The organism is Qipengyuania aurantiaca (genome assembly GCF_019711375.1).
GTDB classification, from domain to species: domain Bacteria; phylum Pseudomonadota; class Alphaproteobacteria; order Sphingomonadales; family Sphingomonadaceae; genus Qipengyuania; species Qipengyuania aurantiaca.
On record NZ_CP081295.1, the window covers coordinates 1,561,615 to 1,586,969 of the forward strand.

21 protein-coding genes are annotated in these 25,355 nt (G+C 63.8%); 8 read left to right on the plus strand and 13 right to left on the minus strand.

Translation table 11 applies throughout. The features are described 5' to 3' along the window. Positions 1–458: 458 nt before the first annotated feature. The 7 genes from K3148_RS07570 to K3148_RS07600 form a co-directional block, all read right to left on the minus strand. Entirely contained in the window at positions 459–2,426 is a 1,968-nt protein-coding gene (locus K3148_RS07570; protein WP_221424241.1) for a tetratricopeptide repeat-containing sulfotransferase family protein, read from the minus strand. Between the two features lie 80 nt (positions 2,427–2,506). After that, positions 2,507–5,158 carry a TonB-dependent receptor gene (locus K3148_RS07575; protein ID WP_221424242.1) on the minus strand — a complete coding sequence of 884 codons (2,652 nt, stop codon included), beginning with the start codon at positions 5,156–5,158 and terminating at the stop codon, positions 2,507–2,509. Between the two features lie 365 nt (positions 5,159–5,523). Then, positions 5,524–7,167: a BCCT family transporter gene (locus tag K3148_RS07580; RefSeq protein WP_247711511.1), complete on the minus strand. Its 1,644-nt coding sequence runs from the start codon at positions 7,165–7,167 to the stop codon at positions 5,524–5,526. A gap of 616 nt (positions 7,168–7,783) precedes the next feature. After that, positions 7,784–9,151 (minus strand): efflux transporter outer membrane subunit, encoded by a 1,368-nt coding sequence (locus tag K3148_RS07585; protein ID WP_221424244.1) that lies wholly within the window; start codon positions 9,149–9,151, stop codon positions 7,784–7,786. 2 nt (positions 9,152–9,153) lie between these two features. Further along, entirely contained in the window at positions 9,154–10,263 is a 1,110-nt protein-coding gene (locus K3148_RS07590) for an HlyD family secretion protein (protein WP_221424245.1), read from the minus strand. After that, positions 10,260–11,945, minus strand: coding sequence for an MFS transporter (locus tag K3148_RS07595; protein ID WP_221424246.1), 1,686 nt, complete (start codon positions 11,943–11,945; stop codon positions 10,260–10,262). The genes K3148_RS07590 and K3148_RS07595 overlap by 4 nt, the downstream gene beginning before the upstream one ends. Further along, complete coding sequence (locus K3148_RS07600; protein WP_221424247.1) at positions 11,942–12,571, minus strand: TetR family transcriptional regulator; 630 nt, start codon at positions 12,569–12,571, stop codon at positions 11,942–11,944. The genes K3148_RS07595 and K3148_RS07600 overlap by 4 nt, the downstream gene beginning before the upstream one ends. Before the next feature lie 249 nt (positions 12,572–12,820). Between K3148_RS07600 and K3148_RS07605 the strand changes: the two genes are divergently transcribed. Continuing rightward, positions 12,821–13,507: a type 1 glutamine amidotransferase domain-containing protein gene (locus tag K3148_RS07605; RefSeq protein ID WP_221424248.1), complete on the plus strand. Its 687-nt coding sequence runs from the start codon at positions 12,821–12,823 to the stop codon at positions 13,505–13,507. 18 nt (positions 13,508–13,525) lie between these two features. Here K3148_RS07605 and K3148_RS07610 read toward each other — a convergent pair whose 3' ends face one another. Further along, positions 13,526–14,422: a LysR family transcriptional regulator gene (locus K3148_RS07610; RefSeq protein WP_221424249.1), complete on the minus strand. Its 897-nt coding sequence runs from the start codon at positions 14,420–14,422 to the stop codon at positions 13,526–13,528. 91 nt (positions 14,423–14,513) lie between these two features. On the opposite strand from K3148_RS07610, the gene K3148_RS07615 reads away from it, so the two are divergent. Further along, positions 14,514–15,011: a lactoylglutathione lyase family protein gene (locus tag K3148_RS07615; protein WP_221424250.1), complete on the plus strand. Its 498-nt coding sequence runs from the start codon at positions 14,514–14,516 to the stop codon at positions 15,009–15,011. Positions 15,012–15,098: 87 nt separating this feature from the next. Here K3148_RS07615 and K3148_RS07620 read toward each other — a convergent pair whose 3' ends face one another. Continuing rightward, on the minus strand, positions 15,099–16,157 hold the full coding sequence (locus K3148_RS07620; RefSeq protein WP_221424251.1) for a helix-turn-helix transcriptional regulator: 1,059 nt from the start codon (positions 16,155–16,157) through the stop codon (positions 15,099–15,101). A 191-nt stretch (positions 16,158–16,348) separates the two neighbouring features. Then, positions 16,349–17,071: an alpha/beta hydrolase gene (locus tag K3148_RS07625; protein ID WP_221424252.1), complete on the minus strand. Its 723-nt coding sequence runs from the start codon at positions 17,069–17,071 to the stop codon at positions 16,349–16,351. Positions 17,072–17,228: 157 nt separating this feature from the next. Between K3148_RS07625 and acs the strand changes: the two genes are divergently transcribed. Continuing rightward, positions 17,229–19,178: an acetate--CoA ligase gene (gene acs, locus K3148_RS07630; RefSeq protein WP_221424253.1), complete on the plus strand. Its 1,950-nt coding sequence runs from the start codon at positions 17,229–17,231 to the stop codon at positions 19,176–19,178. Positions 19,179–19,189: 11 nt separating this feature from the next. On the opposite strand, the gene K3148_RS07635 is transcribed toward acs, so the two are convergent. Further along, positions 19,190–20,374: a molybdopterin molybdotransferase MoeA gene (locus K3148_RS07635; RefSeq protein ID WP_221424254.1), complete on the minus strand. Its 1,185-nt coding sequence runs from the start codon at positions 20,372–20,374 to the stop codon at positions 19,190–19,192. 9 nt (positions 20,375–20,383) lie between these two features. Further along, entirely contained in the window at positions 20,384–21,400 is a 1,017-nt protein-coding gene (moaA, locus tag K3148_RS07640) for a GTP 3',8-cyclase MoaA (protein ID WP_247711512.1), read from the minus strand. Between the two features lie 107 nt (positions 21,401–21,507). On the opposite strand from moaA, the gene K3148_RS07645 reads away from it, so the two are divergent. Genes K3148_RS07645 through K3148_RS07660 form a run of 4 tightly spaced genes read left to right on the plus strand, consistent with a single transcriptional unit; the run spans position 21,508 to position 23,726 of the window. Continuing rightward, positions 21,508–22,458 carry an MBL fold metallo-hydrolase gene (locus tag K3148_RS07645; RefSeq protein ID WP_221424256.1) on the plus strand — a complete coding sequence of 317 codons (951 nt, stop codon included), beginning with the start codon at positions 21,508–21,510 and terminating at the stop codon, positions 22,456–22,458. Then, positions 22,455–22,889, plus strand: coding sequence for a YeeE/YedE family protein (locus K3148_RS07650; protein ID WP_221424257.1), 435 nt, complete (start codon positions 22,455–22,457; stop codon positions 22,887–22,889). Before K3148_RS07645 ends, K3148_RS07650 begins: the two co-directional genes overlap by 4 nt. Next, the gene (locus K3148_RS07655; RefSeq protein WP_221424258.1) at positions 22,886–23,326 is read left to right on the plus strand and encodes a DUF6691 family protein; all 441 of its coding nucleotides are present in this window, start codon (positions 22,886–22,888) and stop codon (positions 23,324–23,326) included. The genes K3148_RS07650 and K3148_RS07655 overlap by 4 nt, the downstream gene beginning before the upstream one ends. After that, positions 23,319–23,726, plus strand: coding sequence for a protein tyrosine phosphatase family protein (locus tag K3148_RS07660; protein ID WP_221424259.1), 408 nt, complete (start codon positions 23,319–23,321; stop codon positions 23,724–23,726). The genes K3148_RS07655 and K3148_RS07660 overlap by 8 nt, the downstream gene beginning before the upstream one ends. 10 nt (positions 23,727–23,736) lie before the next feature. Here the strand turns inward: K3148_RS07660 and K3148_RS07665 are convergent, their stop codons facing one another. Next, complete coding sequence (locus tag K3148_RS07665; protein ID WP_221426656.1) at positions 23,737–24,060, minus strand: ArsR/SmtB family transcription factor; 324 nt, start codon at positions 24,058–24,060, stop codon at positions 23,737–23,739. Between the two features lie 193 nt (positions 24,061–24,253). On the opposite strand from K3148_RS07665, the gene K3148_RS07670 reads away from it, so the two are divergent. Further along, the gene (locus K3148_RS07670; protein ID WP_221424260.1) at positions 24,254–25,330 is read left to right on the plus strand and encodes a CaiB/BaiF CoA transferase family protein; all 1,077 of its coding nucleotides are present in this window, start codon (positions 24,254–24,256) and stop codon (positions 25,328–25,330) included. Positions 25,331–25,355: the final 25 nt, after the last annotated feature.

A 25,355-nucleotide genomic window follows, 5' to 3' on the forward strand; every position in this document is an offset into this window, starting at 1 on the left:
AGGGTGGAGAATACTCGCTTTGTCCGAAATTGGGTAGCGAAGCGGACATTGCTTAGGCTTGATTCTCGAAGCCGGAGAATCAGTTTTGAGTCCTGAAAAAGGCATCAAACCAGTACATTAGTCGGGATTTGCGGGCCTTTTGAGGGCTTCTTGAACAACCGAATTTTCTAAGTGTCTGACAACCAATTGGAAAATGGCTCCGATGTGATGCCTCTTCTGGGCACCACTTTTCGTGAAGCGCGGAAAACCGCCATTTTGTGGCCACCCCACTCCTGACTGCTGAGAACTTGCGAAAGGGGCTCGCATAGCTCGGTCCGCCTCGCATCCTCATTCTGGTCGTTCGGGCTGTCGCCCACGTGGCTGAAAGCGAACCGGCGGCAATTCCTGCCTCGCTACTCGACGATCAACGACACTCCGCGGGGAAAGGCTGCTTCAATCCTCGTCAGACTGCCGCTTTGTCAAAGCAGTTTCGGATTAAGCGCCTGTTTCAACGGATCGAGCCATGGCTCGAAAGGCTTCCACGCATTCTGGCCCTTGCGGTTGATTGGGCGACGGACTTGTTCGCTGCTGGCCGTGCGGACCGCGCGTGTCGTCTTATGGAAGTCGAGGCATGCTTCCTCGAAAGGCAGCCCGCAATAATCGAGCATCCGGCGCGTCTGGCCCTCCAGGTCGTCGAGCACATACTCGTGGTTCACGCGCAGCACCCTGCCGGGCAATACGCGGTCCCAATGATCCATCAGCGTCACGTAGTCGGAATAATAGCGACCAACTTCGGTGAGGCCGTAGGTGAATTCCTGCCCTTCGGCGAAGAGCTGTTTGAAGCCGGAAAAGCAGCAATCCATCGGCGCACGGCGTGCATCGATAATCTTCGCGTTGGGCAGGATGAGGTGGATGAGGCCGATATGCCGGAAATTGTTTGGCATCTTGTCGATGAAGAAGGGCGCGCCCTGGCGGTGGACGCGCGTATCCTCAATGAATTTCTTCCCGAATGCCGCGAGCTGCTCGCGGGTGAGGTCGTGCAGCACTTGCGGATAGCGCGACTGGCCCGCCTTGCGGCCCCGCAGCCGGTGGGCGAGCGCGAGGATATTGGGCAACTCGAGCGTCCCGTCGACCTGGCTGTGGCTGGCAAGAATTTGCTCGAGCAGGGTCGAGCCGGCGCGTGGCAGGCCGATGATGAAGATCGGGTCGGGAGCGGAATGGCCGGCTCCGGCATGCGCATCGAACAGCGCGGGCGTGCAGACCTCGGCCTGCTTCGCCAGCTCCTCGCTCATGGCATCGGCGCTGTAGCGGGTCTGCGCGCGCTTCAGCGCGTTGCCTTCCTCGTAGAAGCGGAAGGATTGCTCGTAATCGCCGCGGTCCTCGTAAGCCTTGCCGAGCGCGAAGGAGAGGTGGACGCGGTCCATGAAGGCGAGGTCGGCGCGGGCGGCCTGCTCGCGCATGGCGGCAATTTCCTCGTCGGGAAATTCATAGGTCTTGAGGTTGGCGAGCGCGTAATAGGCATCGCCATGGTCGGGCCTGGCGGCAAAGGCTGCGCGGTAGCTGGCGACGGCGTCCTGTTGCCTGCCCGTGGTCTTGAGCGCGTGGCCCCGACTGGTCAGCGTGGCAGGGTCCTGCGGCAGTTTTTCAAGCACTGCATCGAAGAGTTCGAAGGCCCGGTCATAGTCGCCCGTCTGCATGCTCTCGATGGCGAGATGCGACTGGAACAGCGGGTTCTGCGGGTCGCGCTCGAGCAGTTCCTCTGCCTCCTCGCGCGAGCGTTCGAACTTCTGCCTCCGGCGCAGCGCATCGATGTAGTCGAGGCGAACCTGCACATTGTCGGGTTCGAAGGCCTTGGCGCTGTCGAGGAGGAACTCGGCATCGTCGAGAATACCCAGCTTGATGCCGATTTGGGCGAGCAGCCGCATGCCTTCGACGCTCTTGGGATGGCTGCGCAAGTAGTGGCGGCAAATCTCCTCTGCGCGGAGCAACCTGCCTTCGTGCAGGTGGTGGGTGACCGCGACCAGTTCGCGCGGGAGGGCTGCGATGCGCTCTGCCTGCGCCTGTGCCGAGCGGGCTTCCGCCATGCGGTCCGCCTGCGAGAGCAATTCGGCAAGCGCCCGCCAGCTTGCGTCGAGAGCGGGATTGAAGCGGGTGGCGCGGGTGTAGGCTGCAATGGCCTCGTTCGCCTCGCCCCGGTCGCGTGCAAGGTGCCCCGCCTCCTGCCACGCGCGGCCATATTCGGGCATGGCGGCATGCAGCTTGGCCAGTGCATTCTCGGCGTCGGTGAAATCCTTGGAGAAGCGGGCGGCTACAGCGAGCATGTACAATGCCTCGGCATCCTCGCCATCGAGCGCCAGCAGTTCCTCTGCAAGGGCCCGGCCGCGCGCGAAATCGCCCGCCTGGAGCGCTGTCTGCGCTGCTTTCAATGTGTCTTCACGCACTGCCATGACCCGCGCCCTAACAAGCAAAAGCGGCGGAAGCGATATCGAACCGCTCCCGCCGCCTTTCGTTCACGCGAAACGCGCTATCAGTAGTCGAAACCGACGCGCAGGCCGACCGTCAGCGGACGGTTGGTTGCGATGCGCTTGCGGTCGTTGACGAAGTTACCCGAAATCTGCGCACGTTCGTCGAAGATGTTGTCGCCGAACAATTCGAAGCTCCATTGGTTCGACGTGACACCTGCCGACAGGTCGAAGATGGTGTAGCTGTCGAGTTCGAGCTTGTTGATTTCGATCACGTCGGTGAACTTCGATGCCGAATGGTTCATCTGCGGCTGGATGAAAGCATCCCAGTCACCCGAGAGCGCCCATTCGTAGCGTGCACGAAGGTTGCCCTGGAACGAGGGTGCAAAGGCGAGTTCGCCGCCCTCAACCACGTCGTCCGTCGGAATGAGGACTTCGGTGATTTCCGTGTCGAGGATGGAGAATGCCCCCGAAACCGTCAGGCCCGGCACCGCGTAGGGTGCGACAGTGAAGTCTGCTTCAAGCCCCATGATTTCTGCATCGGCCGCGTTGGCAGAGAAGAAAAGGTTGGTAATCGAGGGGTCGAAAATCGTAGTCTGCAGACGCGAGATATCGACGTAGAAGGCGCTGCCGTTGAAGCGGACCTGGCCGTCGGCAAGCTCGGTTTTCCAGCCAAGCTCGTAGTTCTTCACTTCGTCGGTTTCGAGCTCGAAGGGAACCACGAAGCCTTCGCCATTGGTGGCGCCGCCCGGACGGTTGAGCAGGCCCGGACGGAAGCCTTCCGAGTAGGTGCCGTAGAACATCAGGTCGGGCGTCGGGGTCACGGTCAGCGTGCCCTTGTAGATGACACCCTTGGCCTTGGCTTCATCCGGAGCGCGAACAGCGTTGTAGACGAGGCGTGCCTGCGACTGGCTGAGGCCTGCATCGCGGATGTCGCGGAAGGTGTCTTCGCGCGTGAACGTCTGGCGCAGCGCCGGGTCGCAGCTACCGATGAAGGTGTAGCGCCCGTCACCATCGTAGAGGTCGGAGATATTGGTCCCGAAGGCGTTCTGGTCCTCTGCGCTGAAGCTGTTGCAGAAGCTGGAGTTCGCGCTGCCCTCGAAATCGACCCGCACATTGTAATAGCGGATGCCGCCGGTGAAGGTCAGCAGGTCCGGCACGATGTCGACGCTGGTTTCGCCGAAGATGCCGAACTGCTTGTCGGTGCGGCGGATGTCGTTGCGGAAGATGGTTTCAGGCGCGAACGGACCCGGGTCGGTGTTGAAGCCGGGGAAGGGGAAGTTCGGCTTGAACTCGCCGAAGGGGTCCGCGAGCGTGTTCGACGGGTAATTGAAGTTGTTGCGTTCTTCCAGTTCGAGGTCGGAGAAGAACACGCCGCCCGTCGTGCGGATCCAGTGGTCCGCATCGGTGCTGAAGCGGAATTCGTTGGTGAACACCTTGGTGTTGCTGAGCGAATCCACATTGAGGATGGGCGAGTAGCAGGTGCCGCTCGGGTCGGCGCTGCCCGGATAGGTCGCGCTGCCGTCACAGATGTAATAGGGCAGGTACTGGCCGACGAAGAGGTAGTCGGTGTAATCGACGACCTGCTCGGTCGTACGGTCGGTATAGGCACCGGTGTAGACGATATCGAGCGCGGCAAGGCGGCCCTCGATGGTCCAGCTGGTGTTGGAGAATTCATCCTCGAGAGTGTCGTCCACGAAGCGTTCGATTTCGAGGTCGTCGAGCCCGTCGAGGGCCGGGTCGGCGAAAAACACGCCGTCGCTGTCGACCTGTTGGCGCGTGTGCGCGGCGGTCACGGTCCAGTCGGGCGTGATTTCCCACAGCGCGGTGGCGCGGCCCCCGATGTACTGCGTGTCGTTGAAGTCGTCTTCGACGATGTCGGCGTTGTCCGCCTCGATGAAAGTGACATCCGACAGGTCGGCACCGGCCTGGAACCCTGCGCGAAGGGCATTCACGGGCACGCCGTTTTCGCGCACCGTGCCTTCGGGGCGGAAGCGTGCGCTTTCGCTGAGGTCACGCGTGCCGAGGACATTGTCGATATAGCCGCCCTGATGGTCGTAATAAGCGACCGCGCGAAGCGCGATGGTCTCGGCCACGGGCAGGTTGACCATGACCTCGCCCTTGTAGCTGGCTTCGCCGCCCTTGGTGAAGGAGAGGCCGGCATCGGCGCTCATGTCGAAGCCCGAGAGCGAGGGCTTGGCCGTGATGAGGCGGACGACGCCTGCCTGCGAACTGGCGCCAAACAGCGTTCCCTGCGGACCCGAGAGGACCTCGATACGCTCCATGTCGGCGGCATAGACGTCGAGGTTGCGGCCCGGCTGCGCAAGCGGCTGTTCGTCGAGGTAAAGCGCGACGTTGGGCGCAAGGCCGGCGACACCGGCGGTCGTCAGGTTCGGCGTCGTCGAGGCGAGGCCGCGGATGTAGATGGTGCTCTGACCCGGACCGCTGCCGCCTGCAGTGACGGTGGGAAGCTGCTCGAGGTAATCCTCGAAAGTGTCGATCGCGAGTTCGTCGAGCTGTTCGGCGCCGATTGCTGCAACCGAGACAGGAACATCCTGCAAATCTTCGCTGCGCTTCTGCGCGGTGACGACGATGGTCTGCACCCCGCCCTTGCGCTCCTGCGCTTCGGGCTGCTGCTCGGCTTCCTGCGCGACGGTCGGCGATGCGATGGCAATGGCGAGCGCGCTGACGGACGCGCCGCTGACGAAAGTCTTCATGACTGGAATTTCCCCCTGAGGAATCGAAAATTGGCAGACCTGCCGGACGGCAAGGCCAGTATTCGCGAGGAGATTGGTCTCACAATCCCGCTCGACGAAATCAATAAGGGGAGCATGCCGTGTCGGCCACAGCCCGGGCGATAATTTTCATAATGAATTGGAGTCTGTTGCGAAGCGACAACAGAATGCACGAGAGCAAAGTATATTTAAAATTGCTCCAAAGATAGTTCATTTATTCAGAAATTTTCTCTCATCGAGGCAATTTTTGACTCCTTAAGAGAGTAGAACAACTCATAGTAATTGCAAATAGAAATCGTTCTATTCGTCCAAAACGTGGATTTTTGCTGCAACCTATTGGGCGGCCTTTATTTCGCTCCCGCCCAATCTGCGCACCCCTCGGCAGTAGTCGGCACGCCGTGACGCTTGCGCCTGAGGTCGAAGACAACTGCTTTCACGATTGCGATGGCCATCAACGCCACCACGAAGGAGAAGGGCAGCGCGCCGATTATCATCGTGATGCGGATGGCGTCGATGCCGCCGAGGATGAGCATCGAGCCCACCACGAAGGCCAGCGCAGCGCCCCAGAACAGGATATGATTACGCCGCTGCCCCTCGGTCTCGCCCGCGCCGTTGATGGTGTTGACGATGAGGATGGCGCTGTCAGCCGAAGTCACGAGGTAGGTCATCAGCAAGATGACCACGAGGCCGAAAACGACATTCGCAACCCCTTCGGACAGGAGGACCGACAGGGTGGCGAACAGCTGGTCTGAAATCCCGGCTTCAACAATAGAGCCGCCCGCAGCGCCGCTGAGTTCGAGGTCGATGGCGGTCCCGCCAACCAGCGCCATCCACACGAAACACATCAGCGATGGCACGAGGATGACCCCAAGCACATATTCGCGAACGGTCCGCCCGCGGCTTATGCGGGCGATGAACATGCCGACGAAGGGTGCAAAGGCTATCCACCAGGCCCAGTAGAAGACCGACCAGTCGAGCTGCCACTGGACAAGCGCGTCCCCCGTTTCGCTGCCACCGGAGAACATCGTAAGCGAATTCGGCACGATGGTGCGCAGGTAGTCCCACAGGCCTGTCGCGAGAAGTTCGAGGCCCAGCAGTCCCGAACCGGCAATCGCAAACAGCGCCAGCAGGGCGAACGAGAGGCCCATGTTGAGGTTCGACAGCCACTTGATACCGCGCCCCACGCCGGACAGCGCGCTGATGGTCGATGCTCCGACCAGCACCAGCAGCGCCACGATGACGGCAGCGGCCGAGGAAGAGCCATCGGCATCCAAGAGCCAGTTACCCAGGCCCAGCCTTGCAAGCCCGGCCACGAATTGCTCGACCCCCAGACCCATTGTCACGGCAACCCCGAGGATAGTTGCGACGACCGCGACGACATCGATGAGATGCCCCCAGATGCCGGACATGCGGAGGCCGAAGAGCGGCGCAAGCGCAGACCGGATGGTGAGTGGAAGATTCCGACGATATGCGACGTAGCCGATGGCCAGGCCCACCAACGCGTAACTGGCCCACGCAGCAAATCCCCAATGGAGGAAGGTGTAGATATAGGCCGGTCGCACAGCTTGCGCGGACAAAGGTTCGACGGTGCCTCGAATGATGTCCGGATTATTACCAAAATGGGCCATCGGCTCGCCAACCGAATAGGTCAGCATACCGATACCGATGCCCGCCCCGAACAGCATCGCGAACCACGAAAATCGACCAAATTCGGGCTTTTCATCCTGCTGCCCTATGCGCAGGCTCCCGGCGATCGGCCACAAGGCAAGAAGGAAGCAAACCGCCATCAGCGCAGCGACCAGGTAGACGTACCAGCCCGCAAAGCTCGAAATGATGGTGGAATTCGCCGCAGAAAGTGTCTCGCTCGCGCTCACTGGGAAAAATATCGCCCACATGATGATGAGCGAGACAATCACTTTCGAAGGGATTGTGACCGCCCGGCTAAACCCATCGTAGAACCCCCTATCGTGTGTATTGATCGGCAATTCCACCAATGGCGGAGACACACTTGCGTCATCATGGGAACTCATTGGTTTTCCATCCTGTCGGCAGGTGCAGGCTCGCTGGTATGAATCGCCGATTGGCTAGCTACCATGGGCGAGCGCGCTGAGAGTGGGTAAGCATAGGTAAGCTGAGCGGCAATGCAAACCTGCCGCGGGCTGAGAAGAGGGCGTGCCGATCGCAGATAGCGAACGTAACCCGCCGCATTCTGTTCTCCTTCCATTGAGCTGGAGCGGTGGTAATAAAATTTTGGGAGCACATGAAGACGCCATTTGGACGTGACGCCCTTCGTCGGAATTTTCCTCATGCCAACACACGGTGCGTTGGCGGATGCGCCACCTTCGACCACATCAGGCCGATAGCAAACAGGCCATTCGCGAGCCCAAAGCTTCCCTTGAATTGCGCCGCCGGGCTGGAATTAGGGTCTTCGCGAAGAAATTTCCCAATGATTTGAGTGCCCATTTTTGTCGTCTATGGGGCACCACATTCAGATATGGCGCTACACCCCCATTGAGGGGCTATCCTCGCGCTTTCGCCGAGACGAGCATTCCTCTCTCGTGTTTGCCTTTCATCCCAGCTCGTGCACCCGGCCTTGCTTGCGTGAACTCATTCCGGTGTCCCGCCCATAGCCTGGTAGAGCCCGACCAGCGCGGTCAGTTCCTCCGCTCTTACCTGTACCAGCGACAGCTCGACGCCCAGCAAGGCACGCTGTGCATCGAGCTGCTCGATATAGGGCGTGTAGCCGGCGCGATAGCGATTTCGTGCATGACGCAGGGCGTCGGTCACGGCCGCCCGCTGGGATTCGAGTGCGGCTTCCTGCTGATTCAGATTGGCCAGCACCGCCATGCGATCTTCTACTTCGCGAAAGGCGTTGAGGACGGCTGAACGGTAAGCCCAGGCGGCCTGGTCGCGCTGCGCTGTCGCTCCGTCGAGCTGCGCCTGCACCTTGCCGCCTTGGAAAATGGGGGCGAGGATGCTGCCGCCCAGCGACCACACGCTAACCGGATCGGCGAGCAGATCGGACAACACCACACCTGTTGCCGCCCCGAGATCGATCGAGGGCATGAATTCGGCGCGGGCCATGCGCATTTTCGCATCGGCCGCTACGATACGGTATTCGGCAGCTGCGACATCGGGGCGGCGGCGCAGCAGTTCGGAGGGAAGCGCCGCTGGTGCCGGTGGCTGGCGCAGGCCTGCCAGCGTTCCGCCGCGCTCGATCGCGCCCGGCAGTTCGCCGGTGAGTACGGAGAGCGCGTTTTCCTGCCGCGCGATCTGCGCTTTCAGCTGCGGGACGAGCTGGGCGGTGGCCTGAAACTCGGCCTCGGCCTGCCTTAGAGGTAGCTGGGAAGTGTAGCCGACCTCGGCCCGGTCGCGGGCGAACTTCACCGCCTCCTGCCGTGCAGCCAGCGTTTCTTCTAGGATGGTGAGACGCGCGTCGAGTGCGAGCAGGGTAATGTAGCCGCTGGCCGTCGCAGCGCTCACCGAGAGACGTGCTGCCTCCGCGGTGGCAGCACTCACAGCGACACCCGCCTCTGCCGCATCGACGCGGGCAGAGTTCTTGCCGAACAGGTCGAGTTCGTAGGAAGCACGGAATGCAGGCTGTGCAGCCAGTGTGGTTTGCGCCTGACCGAACGGGGACACTTCGCGCCGGACACCGCCCTCGACTCCGGCGCCAAGCGAGGGGAGGAGGAAGCCGCGCGAGGCTCGCTCTGTTGCGCGCGCTTCCTCCACACGAGCGGCGGCTATTTGGACGTCGGAATTGTTGAGCCGTGCCTGTTCGACAAGCCGCGAAAGCTGCCTGTCACCGAAGGCGTCCCACCAGTCCGCTTCTGCTGGAACAGTCCCCTCGAGGCTGGTTCGCCACTCAGCCGGCGGAGCAACGGCGGCGCCAAGCGGGGCCTCCTGCAGTGTGGGCGCGCAGGCGGAAAGGGCGAGGGCGCTACTGACCAGGACGGCAAGGGTTCTGCTCTTCACGATCAGTCCTCCGTATGGACAGTGGCGACGACCGACATGCCCGGGCCGAGCCGCTGGGCGGCTTCCTGCCCCTTGTCGAGCACGATGCGCACGGCGATGCGCTGCGGCACCTTGACGAAATTGCCTGCGCCGGTGTCGGGTTTCACCAGGCTGAATTCGCTGCTGGCAGCCGGCGCAATGCTTTGCACCCGGCCAGTGAGTTCCAAGCCACCCAGCGCGTCGATTTCGAGGGTGGCGCGCTGGCCGACCGCCATGTTCGCGGTCTGCGTTTCCTTGAAATTCGCCACGACCCATAGGTCGTCGGGGACGATGTACATGAGCTGGGTCCCGGCAGTGACCAGCTGGCCGACGCGCGCGCTGACCTCGCTCAGCCGTCCTGCACGCGGCGCGCGGATCTCGGTGCGCGAGAGCTCGAATTCGGCGAGGCCCTTGGTTGCCTCCGCGCCCGCCACCTGCGCCTCGAGTGCGCCGCGCCCGACGGTGACCGAGCGCACGTTCTCGGCCGCAATGGCGCGCTGCGCCTGCGCCTGGCTGACACCCGCCTGCGCCTGTTGCAGCGCCGCGCGGGCCTGGTCGCGCTCACGCAGCGACACGGAGCCTTCGCCAACCAGCTCTGCGATGCGGTTCATGTCGGCCTGCGCCTTCTGCAGTCCGGCGCGGGCCGCAGCGACGGCGGCATCCTGCGCTTCAAGCTGCGCCTGTGCCGAGCGCAGGCTTTGCGCGCTGTTGGCCAGCGTCGCTCGCTGCGCTGCGGTGTTGGCCGCGCCCTGCTGGAGCTTCTGCTGGTAGGGCGCATCGTCGATCCGGGCGAGCAGCTCGCCCTTCTCCACGCGCTGGAAGTCCGCCACCGGCACCTCGACGAGGTAGCCTGCCACCTGCGGGCTGACGACCGTGGTGCGCCCGCGGACATAGGCGTTGTTGGTCGTCTCATCGCCACCGCCGAAGGGCGGGAGGTCCCAGGCGAACAGGGCCACGAGGACGCCGAGGAGGATCGCCCCGACCGCTACCACGATCCGGCGGCGCGAGGGGTTGGGCGACCAGCCTGTCTCCTGCTCGGGCGCGGGCGCGTCTTCGGTCATGGTTTCGGTTTCGGAAGGGTTCGGATCGGTCATTGTCTGGTCCTTGCGAGCATGGCCTCCATGAAGGCCAGTTCCTTGGCGAGCGGGTTACGCCCGCGGATCTTGTCGATGAGCCACGGCACGAAGACGACGGCGAAAGTCACCGCCGAGAGCGTGCCGATGAGGAAGAAAACATCGTTGAAGGCGAGCACCGCAGCCTCGCGGCCGACTTCCTGCGAGATGCTCGCGGCGGCGGACTGCTGCTGGAGAGCGGGGTCGCCCTGAAGCGGAGCGGCACGCTGTGCGGCATTGCCAAGAGCCTGACCCAGTTGCTGGTTCGCGAGGGTGAGCGTGCTTCCGGCGTCGATGAGATGCGTTTTCAGGCGCACGGTGTGGAAGGCGGACAGCAGCGAAATACCCGCAAGGCCGCCGATCGATTGCGAGAGCGAGAATATCGCGATGAAGCTGATGACATAGCTCTGGCCCGCCGCAAGCGCGCGCAGCATCCCCTCCATCATGATCGGTCCCATGGCGAAGACCGCACCGAAGGCGATGGCGGCCTGCGTGAGGTAGAGATCCTGCGGCCTTGTCATCACCCCGGTGCGCGTATCGGCAAAGGCGGCGATGCAGATGACGAGGATGGCGAAGAGCACGGGCCGGGTCAGGTCCTTGGGGTCGAGCCGCACCACTGACAGCGCCATGCCGCCGAAGGTGGCCCCGGCGAGGACCCAGAAATAGCCGGTCAGCTGCTCGTTGCCGTAGCCCAGCGCGGCGAACATCCCGCTCGCCCCGAAGCCTTGCTCGGCAACGAGGATGCGCACCGTTGCCCCGATCAGCGCAAGCGCGAGGATGGAGCGGCTCGACAGCCAGCTTAGGTCGAGCATGGGGCTCTTGCGGTTTGCTTCGATCAGGAAGCACCCGCCCAGCGCTAGGATGCTGGTGGCCAGCGCATAACCGAGCCATGGCGTGTCCCACCACTGGATGCGGCCCTGGATCAGGAAGGCGCACAATGCGGCGACCCCGATAATGAACAAGGCGATGCTCGGGATATCGAGCTTCTCGAAGGTCTGCTTGCGGATACCCGGCGGCAGGCGCAGCCAGTAGACCATCCCCAGGCCCAGCAGCGAAAGCGCGAACTGAAACTGGAAGATATGGCTGATGTCGCCGTCGACCAGCAGGGCCGGCGAGAGTGCGCGAGTGAGCGGGAAGGCGACCTGCGTGAGGCCGAGCGAGATTACCAGTCCGCCAACACGCATGGCCGCGGGCAGCCCCTGCATGAGGTAATAGATCGCGAGCGCGGAGAGGCCGCTGGCGGTAATGCCCGCAACTGCGCGCGCCGCGAGTTCGGGATAGTAGCCGGGACCGATCATCTGCACGAAATTAGCCGCGACCAGTCCCGCCATGGCCCAGCGCACGAAGGGCTGGATGCCGAATTCCTGCCGCACTCGGAACAAGAGCATGCTCATGGTGGCGTAGGTCGAATAGAAGGCCACCGTCAGCCAGCCTGTCTCGACCGGTGTCAGCACGAATTCGGCCTGCAGCGCGGGTGCGTTGGCAAGCAGGAATCCGTTTTGCGCGCCGCCTACCAGAGCCATGAAGATACCGATGGCGAGATAGGCCGCGCGGCGCCCTGGGGGGTGGTCGGGGTTGGCCGGAGAGCCGGGGAGGATCGGCATCTCGTGCGGCTTGAAGCGGTAGCCATCCACAGTGTCGATGAGGGTGTCGCGTTCGGTCACGGCATCAGCGCTCCGTTGACGAGAACTTCTTCAAGCGCAGCTGCAAATTCAGCATCGTCTTCCATCCCGCCAACAAGCTTGCCGAGGCGGTCGCGCCGGGCGACGGTGCTGGCAGCGGAATAGATGAAATTCGCCACCCGAAACTGGAGGTGCGTCGGGGCCTTGCCACGCTCGTCCGCTGCAGCTTGCGCCAGATCGATGAAATGCCGGTGAAGCGGCTGCGAAAGCGTTTCGAGCAGCCATTGCGAGCGGTCGCTATCGATCGTTATGTCGCGCAGCAGCAGGCGTGGGACCTCTGGCCGATCGAGGAGATAGGCGAGGAACGCGCGGGCCGAATGGTCGAGCCGATGCTGGGCGCTTGCCTCTTCGCTATCGCCAGGGGCCCGCTCGAGCGCCTCGCGCAGATCTGCCCCGGCCTGCGAGACGATATCCTTCCACAAGCCCTGCTTGCCGCCAAAGCGATAGGAAATCAGCGCAACGTCGACCCCGGCATCGCCGGCTATCTCGCGCAGCGACGTCGCCTCGAATCCCTGCGCGGCAAAGCGCTGCAGCGCGGCCCGCGAAATCGCTGCACTGGTGTCGCTATCGGTATCTTTCGGGCGTCCACGCCCGCGTCGCTCGGCCATTCACCGCTCCTTGTGCGCTGCAACATAAGGCCCGGCGGTCGAGTATTCAATGATTGTTGAATAAATCGACCTGGGCCCGCTGCCATTCGCGCGGAGCGACCCGTCATCGGTGGATAAGCCCTGTTCCCCAATCGGTTCCGTCAGAGAGGAAAAATTGCATTTCGAAACCGAACTGATGCTGGCGTGTTTCCATCACGAAGCCCGGTCGGATTGCGACGGGCGCTATTCTCTCGATAAAGGACTAGGCACATGAAAATCCTCATGGTTCTAACCAGCCACGACCAGCTGGGCGATACCGGCAAGAAAACCGGCTTCTGGCTCGAGGAATTTGCAGCGCCCTACTACGTGCTCAAGGATGCGGGCCACGACATCACGCTGGCGAGTCCGGCCGGCGGGCAGCCCCCGCTGGACCCCAAGTCCGACGAACCCGATGCGCAGACCGATGCGACCAAGCGGTTCAAGGATGATGAGGAAGCGCAGGCGCATCTCGCTTCGACCCATAAGTTGGCCGATGTCGACGTTTCGCAATTCGACGGGGTGTTCTATCCCGGGGGGCACGGGCCGCTGTGGGATTTGGCGGAAAGCGCCGATTCCAAGGCGACCATCGAGGGTGCGCTCTCGGCGGGCAAGCCGGTTGCGCTCGTCTGCCATGCGCCGGCCGTCCTCAAGAACGTGACGTCTCCCGATGGCGAACCGATCGTGAAGGGCCGCAAGGTCACCGGCTTCACCAACGAGGAAGAAGAAGCGGTCGGCCTGACCGACGTGGTGCCCTTCCTGCTCGAAGACGTACTGAAGCAGCAGGGCGGAAATTATTCCAAGGTCGGCGTATTCGAACCCTATGTCGTGCAGGATGGCCTGCTGATCACCGGCCAGAACCCGCCTTCGAGCGAGCCTGCTGCGGAAAAGTTGCTGGAAACTCTGGCCAAGGCCGGTTGATCCTCGCTGGCAGGCGCGTCAGTCGAGCCTGCCAGCTTCTTCCCGCACGATGCGGGCCAGCTTTTCGTCGCGCTTCGAGCGCGTCTTGCCCTTGAGCCAGATCAGGCGCAGTTCGAGCAGTGTCGGCTGGCCGAGGGGGGCTTTCGACAGCTTGTCTCGGTCCGGAAATCCGAGGATCCCGCTGCGCGGCAGGATCGTGTAGCCGAGCCCGCCTGCAACGGGCGCGGGTATTTGCCCGATCTGGTTCACCGAGCTGCGGATGCGCAGGGTCTCCCACCCGCGATAATCCGGGGCGAAGTTCGCGCCGAGGACAAGATCGGCATATCGCGGCCCGTCGGGGTGGTGGATGTATCCGAGGTCCTGGAGGTCGCTAAAGCGTGGCGTCCTGCCCTGCCATGCGCCGGGAAGGACGAGGTCGAGAGGTTCCGCGCCAAGCCTTTCCATTTCAAGGCGCGGATGGCGCTGGTCGCCCGACACAATTCCGAAATCGAAAGCGCCCGCCAAGACACCCTGGAGGATGCTTTCCTCCGGCGCTGCATCGAGTGTGATCGAGAGGCCGGGCGCCTCAGCCATCCATTCGATCAGGCGGGGATAGAGAAATGTGGCGAAGCTGCCTGAACAGGTCAGCGAAAGCTTCCCCTTGTCCGCATCCTCATCGTCGAGGCTCGCAAGGAAAGCGCGCTCTTCGCGCCAGCGGGATTGGGCCAGGGCCAGCGTCTTTTCACCTGCCTCGGTAAGGAGAAAGCCGGGCGCCTCGCGTTCGACCAGCTTCGTGCCAAGCCTTTCTTCCAGCTTCGCTATGTGCTGCGACATGCCCGGCTGGGTCATGTGAAGCCGCTCCGCCGCCCGCGTAAAGCTGCGCTCCTCGCAAAGGATGCGGAAGGATTCGATCCAGCCGGAATTTAAAGCGGTCATAACACGATCTTATCATATAGATAGAAAATGATAATCTAAATTTCTGCCGCGCCGCCCCGATATGCGTTGTGTCCCAGAGAAAGGAAACGACATGAATGTATCGCCTAAGACCTTTTCGCATATCGGCCTCTCCGTTCCGGATCTCGAGGCGGCGGTGAAATTCTACACCGAGGTTCTCGGCCTCTACACTATCATGGAACCGACCGAGGTCTTCGAGGATGACAGCCCGATCGGCGTCATGTGTACAGACGTGTTCGGCCCGGATTGGAAATCGCTGAAGATCGCCCACCTCGCGACGGCCGATCGTGTGGGTATCGAGATCTTCGAGTTTCCCGAAAACTATGCGCCGGAAAACAATCTCGACCATCACCGCCACGGAACTTTCCATTTCTGCGTGCAGGACCCGGACGTCGAAGGCCTGGTCGAAAAGATCGTCGCCGCGGGCGGCAAGCAGCGTATGCCGATCCGGGAATATTATCCGGGCGAGAAGCCCTATCGCATGTGCTATGTCGAAGACCCGTTCGGGATCGTCTTCGAAGTCTACAGCCACAGTTACGAATTGACCTATTCCGAAGGCGCCTATTCGTGATCGCGGAACCCGGCGGGACGGGGCAATCCGTCCCGCCGGGGTCACCGCCGGCCGCCGGTGCCGACTAACCGGGCCCTGCGTATCCGATCAGCCGATCCGGCCCTTGCGCGCGGCGGCGAGCATGGTTTCGCGGCGGGATACGCCGCATTTCATCTGCATGTTCTTGAGATGCCACCGTACCGTTTCGTATGTTAGGCCGCACCTGTCGGCGGCGAGGCGCAGGTCGTCTTCAGCAAGGAGGATGGCGAGGATATCGGCCTCCCGGGCGGAAAAATCATGCGCCGTTGCGAACAGGCGCGCGCTTGTTTCGGCCTGTTTCTCCTGGGCGACAATGGCGAGGAAGCAGTGGTCCTTGTCGGCCAGCCAGGCGAGGGCCTGCGGGACGCGGCTGAACTCCATTTTAACACCGGAAAGGTGCAGCGAAACCGGACGCTCGCCCAGCGCGGTCTCGATGGCCTGTTCGATGGCCCGATCAACGCCTTCGTTGCCGCTGGCAAGCAGATCGCCCGTCGAGGAGAGGGGCCCCGAACGCGCGAGATATTGGTCTTGGCTGCTGTCGGCAAAGATCACCCGCCGCGCCCGGTCGACGACCATGTAGCAATAGCCGTTGCCGCTCATATGGCCCGCCACGGACCGGGCGACACGGATCGAATCCTTCATGGCGCGCTCCAGCGTAGGGAGGATCACGGCGAGCCTCTCGGCCTCCCTTTCGGCAAAGAATTCCTCCTTGAAACCGCGCTGGATGCTGATCGAGCGCCGTCCGATCTCCGCATCGTTCGCGATGATACCGTGGACCGAATCCTTGACGTCACCATCGAGATTTATCGCCTGGAAATATTCGGTCTTCGCAATGCTTTCGTTGCGGACGTATTTCTGGCCCAGTTGAGCGCCGTGGAGCGGGGTGAGCCGTGCGTAGGGGGTGCGGGGGTCGAAGCGGTTGTAGTAGGAATTGTACCGGGCAAGCCCCTTGGGATCGTGGTTCCAGTCGAGCGTATGGCGATGGGGTCCGAGAAGACCCGCCCCAAGCATCATCCCCTTGGAGCCACCGACCCATTCGCCAATGTCGCGAAGGAGGGCATCCCACGCATAGGCACCCGTCGCTGCGTCGCGGCAGCGTCGTTCGAGCAGCTCGATCGAAAGCCCCATGGGGCTTCTCAACCAGAACGCCGGAGTTTTGGCAACCATGGCGGATCAAGCGGTTACGGCGATGATGCGCCGGTATCGGCGGCGTTTGCGCAGTCCAACCGGCGAACGCGAACCATTCCGACCCTCCTGCTTCTGGAAGCGCAGTAACACAGAGATGCCGGCGATAACCCACCCAGTTGGGTGGGCTGCGGTCAAATCCAGGAAAAAGCTCTATCCATTCCGGCGGTGAGGACTCCGAAATGTTCGCTTTCGGGCACGCGATGGAAATCGAGGCGGTCTTCCATCGACCGGGCGAGGCGAGCGGCGAGGTCCTCGGCCAGGCTGACCATGCTGCCGGGCCGGAAGGGCGCTGGGTCGGTTTCCAGGCCGCCGACGGAGAGGTGGAGTCTCGCGTCCGGTCGGGTTTCGAAGGTGGCGGCGAGTTCGTTTTCCAGCGCCGCGTCCAGCCACAGGGAGGCGGAGAGCAGACCAATATATTCGAGCCGCTCCAGTTCGCCGGCAAAGCGCATCGCGAAGGCGGCGGACAGCGAATAGCCGATCACGCCCACGAGAGTGCTTTCCGCGCGAACCAGACCCTTCAGAAATTCGGCCAGCTGTTCCGCCCCGCCGGTTTTTGGCAGCGCCGCAAAACCGAGATCATATTCCCCGAAGGTCAGATACTCCCCGCGCATGGGGTGGAGCGTAGCGTAATCCTCCGCATCGAAGCCGACCAGCAGCAGCGCGACATCGTCGAGCGTGCCGTCCACCGTCCGCGCGCGCAGGGCGGCGATGGCGGCATCGCCGATGAGATTGTCGTCGAGCACGAGGATCGTCCGCTTCGGGTCGGGAACGGGCGAATAGCGGCGCAGGGTGAAAGGTCCGTGGACCACGAGTTCGCTCGGTTTCAGTCGGATAGTTTCCGGTGCTGCGGCCACTGTTTTTCCCCTTCGAAGCGACGAGCTATGCAGGGTCGGGAGAGCCATTGGAACCCCTCGCTCCGCGCTCACCCACGCGCCAAGTCTCCGCTTGCCCCCGTTCCTGCTGCCGGTAAGGTCGAACCCGAGAGACGCCGAAGGGATGAGGAGCACCGCCATGAGCACGATCTCGCACGACCAGGACTGGGTCCGCCGCCCCGCCGCCGCTGGCGAGGGGACGCTTTGCGATGCGGCCGAATACGAGGCGCTCTATGCGCGCAGCCTTGAGGCGCCCGACGAATTCTGGGCCGAGCAGGCCGGGCGGCTCGACTGGGTGCAAAAGCCCGCGAAGATCGCCGACTGGAGCTACGACCCTGTCGACATCAAGTGGTTCGAGGACGGTGTCCTCAACATCTGCCACAACGCCGTGGACCGCCATGTCGAGGCGGGCAACGGCGCGCGCACCGCGATCATCTTCGAGCCCGACGACCCCGAGGGCGAAACGCGCCACATCTCCTACGCCGATCTGCAGCGCGAAGTGGTGCGGATGGCAAACACGCTCAAGAAGATGGGCGTGGCCAAGGGCGACCGGGTCACGATCTATATGCCGATGGTGCCCGAAGGCGCTTTCGCCATGCTTGCCTGCGCGCGGATCGGCGCGGTGCATTCGGTGATCTTCGGCGGCTTCTCGCCCGAAGCGATCGCGGGCCGGGTCGAGGATTGCAAAAGCGACTGGATCGTGACCGCCGATGAAGGCGTGCGCGGCGGCAAGCCGATACCCCTCAAAGCCAATGTCGATGCCGCGCTCGAAAAGGTGCCAGCCAAGGGCGTGCTGGTGATCCGCCATACGGGCGGCGCGGTCACGATGAAGGACGGGCGCGACCACTGGTATCATGAGCTTTCGCGCGATGTCGCCGCCGATTGCCCTTGCGAGCCGATGAAGGCGGAAGACCCGCTGTTCATCCTCTACACCTCGGGTTCCACCGGAAAGCCCAAGGGCGTGCTGCACACCACCGGCGGCTATGCGGTCTGGACCGAGACGACCTTCCGCTATGTCTTCGATTACCGGCCCGGCGAGGTCTACTGGTGCACCGCCGACATCGGCTGGGTCACCGGGCACAGCTACATCGTCTACGGTCCGCTCCAGAACGGGGCGACCGCGGTGATGTTCGAAGGCGTTCCGAACTATCCCGATCACGACCGGTTCTGGGCGGTCTGCGCCAAGCACAAGGTCAACATCTTCTACACTGCGCCCACCGCGATCCGCGCGCTGATGCGCGAAGGCGAGGGGCATGTGGCGAAGCACGATCTTTCCGCCCTGCGCCTGCTCGGCTCGGTGGGCGAGCCTATCAATCCCGAGGCCTGGCGCTGGTATCACGACCATGTCGGCGGCGGCACCACGCCCATTGTCGACACCTGGTGGCAGACCGAGACGGGCGGGGTGATGATTACCACGCTTCCTGGCGCACACGACATGAAACCGGGCAGCGCGGGCAAGCCTTTCTTCGGCATCTGCCCGCAGCTGGTCGATGCCGATGGCGGCGTGATGGAAGGCGCGGCGGAGGGCAATCTGTGCATCACCCGCAGCTGGCCCGGACAGGCGCGCACCGTCTATGGCGATCACGAGCGTTTCGTGCAGACCTATTTCAGCACCTATCCCGGCAAGTATTTCACCGGCGATGGATGCCGCCGCGATGCCGATGGCTATTACTGGATCACCGGGCGTGTGGACGATGTGATTAATGTTTCCGGCCACCGAATGGGCACGGCCGAAGTCGAGAGCGCGCTGGTGCTGCATCCCAAGGTGTCGGAGGCGGCGGTGGTCGGCTTCCCGCACGATATCAAGGGGCAGGGCATCTACTGTTACGTCACGCTGATCGCGGGCGAGGAGGCCACCGAGGAGCTCGAGGCGGAACTGCGCCAGCAGGTCCGGCGCGAGATTGGACCGATCGCGACGCCCGACCATCTGCACTTCACCTCCGCGCTTCCCAAGACGCGCAGCGGCAAGATCATGCGCCGCATCCTGCGCAAGATCGCGGAGAACGAGTTCGGCGCGCTGGGCGACACCTCGACGCTGGCCGATCCGGGCGTGGTGGAGACGCTCATCGAGGGACGGCGGAACCGCTGACCCGCGCGGCGCTAGAGCGGGAGCGCCTCGACGAGGCAGCCTGCACTTGCGGCTGGCGCATGAGGCGGGCGGCGGATGAGCCAGCTTGCCTCGGCGAGCACGGCCTGCGCGCCGCTGACCTGATTGCTCACCGGCACGAGGCCCTGCGGCGTGGCGCTCGCGCGGAAGAAGGTCTCGCGCGAACCGTTCGCTTCCAGATCGGCGCCGAGGCGGAGCGGCATGGTGGCGATTTGGGCCATCGGATCGCCTCCCTGCATCGCCGCCAGCAGCGGCTGAAGGAACAGGCGGGCTGTGACGAGCGCGGAGCCGGGATTTCCGGGCAGGCCGAGCACTGGCTTGGATCCGGCCTTGCCGAACCACACGGGTTTGCCCGGTTTGATAGCGATGCGCGAGAATAGCAGCTCCATCCCGGTCTCGGCGAACATGGGCCGCGCGTGATCGTGATCGCCCACCGAAGCGCCGCCGGTGACGACCACGCAATCGGCGACTTCGAGAGCCTGGGCGGCCAGGGTGGCCAGCGCCTCGCGGTCGTCGCGCCCGCGCACGTGAAGGACAAGCTCTGCGCCCATGCGGCTGGCGAGCGCGGCGACGGCGTGACTGGCCGTGTCGGGCTGGGCGAGAGGCTGGCGGTGCGCTTCGCCGGGCGGAACGAGCTCGTCGCCGGTCGCGATCAGGGCGAGGCGAGGGCGGTGCGCGACGTCCAGCTCCGCACGGTCGGCGGCGGCGGCGGCGATGATGGCTTGCGGCGTCAGCCGTGCTCCCGCCGCCAGCAGCCGCTCGCCTTCGCGAAAATCGCTGCCCTTCCGGCGGATGTGGCGCGCCGGGCCCCAGCCCTCGGAGAAGCGCACGGTATCGCCTGAGGCTTGCGCGTATTCCTGCATGATGACGATGTCGGCGCCCTTTGGGACTGGGGCGCCGGTGAAGATGCGGACCGCATTGCTCTCAGCGACGTGGCCCGCGAAGGGCGCTCCGGGTCTGGATTCGCTAGTCAGTTGCAAAGGCCTGTCCTGCCCTGCCGAATTCGCGCGCACGGCGTATCCGTCCATGACGGAGACATCGCACCGGGGGGCATCGTAGCGGGCTTGCAGGTCCTGGGCGATGAAGCGACCGGCGACCTGATCGAGGGGGACGATCTCGCTATCCAGCGCCGTCACCGAACGGGCGAGAATCGCGAGCGCTTCGTCGAAACCGATCATGGAATAGGCCTACCCGCCGATGGCGGCGAGATGCGGGGTCGTGCCGCTGTCGCCTTCGTGCAGCCGGTGGCCGCGGGTCTTGGACGGCATGGCCGAGCGGATGCGGCTCACCAACTCGTCTTGCTGGTCGTCGTGCTGGAGCAGGTCGCGCAGGTCCAGCCCTTCCGTGCCGAACAGGCAGAGGTGCAGTCGCCCACGGCTCGACAACCTCAGGCGGTTGCAGCTGTCGCAAAAGCCCGTCGAATAAGGGGCGATCAGGCCGATCTTCCCGCGATAATCGGGATGGGCGTATTCCACCGCCGGTCCGGCCCCGTCGGCGCGGGAGAGCGGGGTCCAGCCGCCGTCCCGAAGGCGCTCGCGGATCGCTTCGCCCGGGGTCGCCTGTCGCTGATGGAAGCCGGCGTTATCGTTCGTCCGCATCAGTTCGATGAAGCGCCAGGAGACTTCGCGTGCCGCCACGAAATCGAGCACCTGCTGCCATCCTTCGCCCTCCAATTCGCGCAGAAGGACGCTGTTGACCTTGACCGCATCGAAGTCGGCAGCGAGCGCCGCGTCGATCCCGGCCAGGACGTCGCCCAGCCGGTCGTGGCCCGTCACCCGCGCAAAGCTCTCCGCGTCGAGCGTGTCGACGCTGACATTGATCGCGTCCACGCCTGCCGCGCGCCATGCGTCCGCTTCGCGCGCCAGCCGGTAGCCGTTGGTGGTCATCGCAACGCGCCTGATGCCCTCCACTCCGGCAAGCTCGCGCGCAATTTCCGTGAAGTCGCGGCGCACCGTAGGCTCCCCCCCGGTGAGGCGCAGCTTCCACAGGCCGAGCCGCGCGAAAGCGGAAACGGCCCGGCGCAATTCCTCGCATGAGAGTTCGGGGGGCAAGCCGTCCTGCTTCACGAAACCGTTCGGCAGGCAGTAACTGCAGCGGAAGTTGCATCGGTCGGTGAGCGAGAGGCGCAGGTAGGAAAATCGCCGTCCGAACCCGTCTTCGAGCTGCCGGGACCCAAGGTAGGACCTTGAAAGTTGATCGGGCAAGGGTGGGTCCGAAAGAGCCATCTACCCAGCGCCTACACCCTGCTGCGGAGCATGGCCACCGCTTCGGCCCATTGACAGCCGACAAAGGTATATTAGATAATCCTGATATGAACCAGTCAACGACATCTTCCGCTCCCGACGACTCGCTTTCCGCCGCGACCGAACAGGTGCGCCGCGCCGCGCAGGACAAAGCGAAACGCCCCTCCATCGCAGGCTTCTTCGACGAGGCGACCAATACGGTTACCTATGTCGTGCACGATCCGGCGAGCGGCGAGGCGGCGATCATCGATTCGGTGCTCGATTACGATGCGGCTGCGGGGCGTACCTCGCATGGATCGGCCGAGCTGATCGTCGAATATGTGAAGGCCAACGATCTCACCGTCACTTGGCTGATCGAGACCCACGCCCATGCCGACCATATCTCGGCAGCGCCTTACCTGCAGGAAAAGCTGGGCGGGAAACTGTCCATCGGGCGCGAGATCATCCGGGTGCAGGACGTCTTCGGCAAGCTGTTCAACGCGGGCACCGATTTCGAGCGCGACGGGTCGCAATTCGATCACCTGTTCACCGATGGCGAGACCTTCAAACTGGGCGAGATCGAGGGCATTGCGCTCCACGTACCCGGCCACACGCCCGCCGACTACGCCTTCATCATCGGCGATGCGGCCTTTGTCGGTGACACGATCTTCATGCCCGACTTCGGCACGGCGCGGGCGGACTTTCCCGGCGGCGACGCGCGCCAGCTCTACCAGTCGATCCAGCGCCTGCTGTCGCTGCCCGGCGAAACGCGTCTGTTCCTGTGCCACGATTACAAGGCCCCCGGCCGCGACGAATACGCGTGGGAGACCACCGTTCGCCAGCAGCGCGAGGAAAACGTCCACGTCAAGCAAGGTACGAGTGAGGACGAGTTCGTCGCCATGCGGACCAAGCGTGACAGCACGCTTTCCATGCCCGAACTGATCATGCCGAGCGTGCAGGTCAATATCCGCGGCGGGCACCTGCCCGAGCCGGAGGAGAATGGCGTGAGCTACATCAAGATCCCGGTGAACACGCTGTGACGCTTCCCGGATTTCCCGACGCCGCCCCGCTCGACGGGCTCTTTGGCGGTCTCCTGATCGGCCTTGCCGCAGCGCTCATGCTGCTGGGCGCAGGCCGCATCGCGGGCGTTTCCGGCATCGTCGGCCGCGCCTTCGGCATCAACGACAGCGGCATGTCGCCTTCCAGCGCGTGGATGTTCGTGATCGGATTGCCGCTGGGTGCAGGGCTCGTCGCGCTGCTCAAGGGCCGCCTCGATCCTGAGTTTATGCCGCTGCCCGTGCTGGCTGTCGCCGGTGTCATCGTGGGCTTCGGCGCGCGGCTTGGCAGCGGCTGCACCAGTGGGCATGGCGTGTGCGGCGTCAGCCGATTCTCGCAACGTTCGATCGTCGCGACGCTCACCTTCATGGCCGCCGGAATTGCGACGGTCGCGCTCATGGGAGCCTTCGCATGATCCGCACCCATCTTCCCCCGCTCGTGTCCGGCACGCTGTTCGGAGCGGGCCTCGCGTTCGGCGGCATGACCGATCCGGCGCGCGTGCGCGGATTCCTCGATATCTTCGGCGACTGGGACCCGACGCTGGCCTTCGTCATGGGCGGCGCGGTCATCGTCATGGCCATCGCCTGGCGCTTCGTCCCGCGCATGCGCCACCCTCTCTTCGCCGGCGAATTCGCCCTGCCCGAACGCAGCGACCTGACCCCGCGGCTGATCGCCGGGGCCACGCTGTTCGGCATCGGCTGGGGCATGGCGGGCCTGTGCCCCGGGCCCGGCATCGCCTCGCTCGCCATCGCTCCGCTGGAAGCTTCGGTCTTCACCGCAGGCCTGCTTGGCGGGCTCGTGCTCAATCGGCTGGCCTTCGACCGGCCCGCAAAGGAAACCGCCCATGGATAGCAACCAGCTTACCGACAATCTCTGTGTGAGAGGGCAGGTCACGCCCGACGATGTCGCAGCAGCGAAAGACGCTGGCTTCACGCGCATCGTCTGCAACCGCCCCGATGGCGAGGCCGAGGGGCAGCCGGACGCCGAGGCCATTCGCGCCGCCGCGCAGGCCTGCGGCCTCGACTTCACCTACAACCCCGTCAGCCCCGGCGCGATCACGCCCGAGGCGGTGCAGCAACAGGCCGACGCCTTGTGCGCGGGCGAGGGCAAGGTTCTGGCCTATTGCGGCAGCGGCAAACGCGCCACGGTCCTGTGGGCACTCTCCAATCCCGAAGGGCTGAGCGTGGATGAACGCCTCGCACGGGCGGAGCGCGCCGGATACGATCTATCGGAACTGCGCGACCGGCTGTAACGCCGACAGCTTATTCAGCCGCTTCTTCGCCGTCCTCGTTGCAGGCGCAGAACTGGTCGTAAAGCGTGCCGATCACGGCTTTCACTTCCTCGCTGTCGAGCCCGTAATAGACATATTGCGAGCTGCGCCGCGTGGTCACCAGCCCTTCGCGCCGGAGCAGCGAAAGGTGCTGCGAGAGCGCCGATTGCGACAGCGAGACATGCTCGGACATCTCGCTCACGGTAAGCTCGCCCTGCGACAGCTGGCACAGGATCATCAGCCGCGATTCGTTCGCCATCGACTTCAGCAGCGAAGTCGCGCGCGCCGCGTTCTTTCGCAATTCGTCCAATGGCATGTCCACGTAAGGATCCCCTGTTAGCCGCGCCCCGCAGCCATGCTGCAACGCGGCATTGTACTCCTCTCGCTCCTTACGCGCAACGAGCGGTTTCAACTGTAACATTTGATGAAAGGTGCGAGCATCCTTCGATGCGAGTTGCATTTGCGCACTCTTTCGCTTTGTGTGCGAAGGAGAGTTCAGGGAGAGACTTATGAATAACGGACCGCTGAGCGGCCTTCGTGTCGTCGAATTCCAGGGCATCGGGCCGGGCCCGCACGTCGCCATGCTGCTTGCCGATCTCGGCGCGGAAGTCGTGCGGATCGAGCGGCCCGGACATCAGCCGATGAACGCCGTGGTCGAGCGCGCGCGCCACCGCGCGGCGGTCGACCTGAAGAGCGAGGAGGGGCAGGCCTTCGTGAGGCAGGCGCTCGCCTCGGCGGACGTCCTTGTGGAAGGGTTCCGCCCCGGCGTGATGGAGCGGCTGGGCCTCGGTCCCGACGAAATGCTCAATCTCAACCCGCGGCTCGTCTATGCGCGCATGACAGGTTGGGGGCAGGACGGGCCTCTGGCGCAAGCGGCGGGGCACGACCTCAACTATATCGCCATCACCGGCGCGCTCGACAGTATCGGGGCGAAGGGCGCATTGCCAATTCCGCCGCAAAACCTCGTCGGCGATTTCGGCGGCGGGTCGATGTATTGCGCCTTCGGCATCTTGGCCGCGCTGTACGAACGCCAGACCAGCGGCAAGGGGCAGGTGGTCGATGCGGCCATTGTCGATGGTGTGACCAGCCTGATGAGCTTCTTCTACGGCCAACCGCATAGCGCGCTGCGCACCACCCAGCGCGGGGCAGGCCTGCTCGGCGGAGCGGCGCATTTCTACCGCTGCTATACCTGCGCCGACGGCAAGGAGATAACCGTCGGGGCCATCGAGCCGCAGTTCTACGCCGAGCTCCTTGAACGCGCCGATGCGCCCGAGGAATTGCGCGAAGGGCAGATGAACCCCGCGAACTGGAACGATTACGCGGACCGCCTCGCGGCCCTCTTCAAGACAAAGCCTCAGGCCGAGTGGGTCGCACTTCTCGAAGGTACCGACGCCTGCTTCGCGCCGGTCGTCCCGCTGGACGAGGCGAAAGACCATCCGCATATGAAGGCGCGGGGCGCTTTCGTCGACCATGGCGGTCGCTCGCACACAGCGCCCGCACCGCGCTTCGACCGTACGCCTGGTACGATCCGCGACAGTGCACAGGACGGCGAAGAGGTGGTGGCGCGCTGGTCGCAAGGGAGCTAGAGAGCCGCGCATAAGGAGAGTATTT

Excerpts from the sequence above, each read along its gene's own strand:
- K3148_RS07655 (WP_221424258.1), top strand. The coding sequence starts at position 22,886 with ATGATCCGCACCCATCTTCCCCCGCTCGTGTCCGGCACGCTGTTCGGA.
- K3148_RS07635 (WP_221424254.1), bottom strand. The coding sequence starts at position 20,374 with ATGATCGGTTTCGACGAAGCGCTCGCGATTCTCGCCCGTTCGGTGACG.
- K3148_RS07570 (WP_221424241.1), bottom strand. The coding sequence starts at position 2,426 with ATGGCAGTGCGTGAAGACACATTGAAAGCAGCGCAGACAGCGCTCCAG.
- K3148_RS07615 (WP_221424250.1), top strand. The coding sequence starts at position 14,514 with ATGAATGTATCGCCTAAGACCTTTTCGCATATCGGCCTCTCCGTTCCG.
- K3148_RS07670 (WP_221424260.1), top strand. The coding sequence starts at position 24,254 with ATGAATAACGGACCGCTGAGCGGCCTTCGTGTCGTCGAATTCCAGGGC.
- K3148_RS07600 (WP_221424247.1), bottom strand. The coding sequence starts at position 12,571 with ATGGCCGAGCGACGCGGGCGTGGACGCCCGAAAGATACCGATAGCGAC.
- K3148_RS07575 (WP_221424242.1), bottom strand. The coding sequence starts at position 5,158 with ATGAAGACTTTCGTCAGCGGCGCGTCCGTCAGCGCGCTCGCCATTGCC.
- K3148_RS07660 (WP_221424259.1), top strand. The coding sequence starts at position 23,319 with ATGGATAGCAACCAGCTTACCGACAATCTCTGTGTGAGAGGGCAGGTC.
- K3148_RS07590 (WP_221424245.1), bottom strand. The coding sequence starts at position 10,263 with ATGACCGATCCGAACCCTTCCGAAACCGAAACCATGACCGAAGACGCG.
- K3148_RS07645 (WP_221424256.1), top strand. The coding sequence starts at position 21,508 with ATGAACCAGTCAACGACATCTTCCGCTCCCGACGACTCGCTTTCCGCC.
- K3148_RS07620 (WP_221424251.1), bottom strand. The coding sequence starts at position 16,157 with ATGGGGCTTTCGATCGAGCTGCTCGAACGACGCTGCCGCGACGCAGCG.
- K3148_RS07605 (WP_221424248.1), top strand. The coding sequence starts at position 12,821 with ATGAAAATCCTCATGGTTCTAACCAGCCACGACCAGCTGGGCGATACC.
- acs (WP_221424253.1), top strand. The coding sequence starts at position 17,229 with ATGAGCACGATCTCGCACGACCAGGACTGGGTCCGCCGCCCCGCCGCC.
- K3148_RS07665 (WP_221426656.1), bottom strand. The coding sequence starts at position 24,060 with ATGCCATTGGACGAATTGCGAAAGAACGCGGCGCGCGCGACTTCGCTG.
- K3148_RS07610 (WP_221424249.1), bottom strand. The coding sequence starts at position 14,422 with ATGACCGCTTTAAATTCCGGCTGGATCGAATCCTTCCGCATCCTTTGC.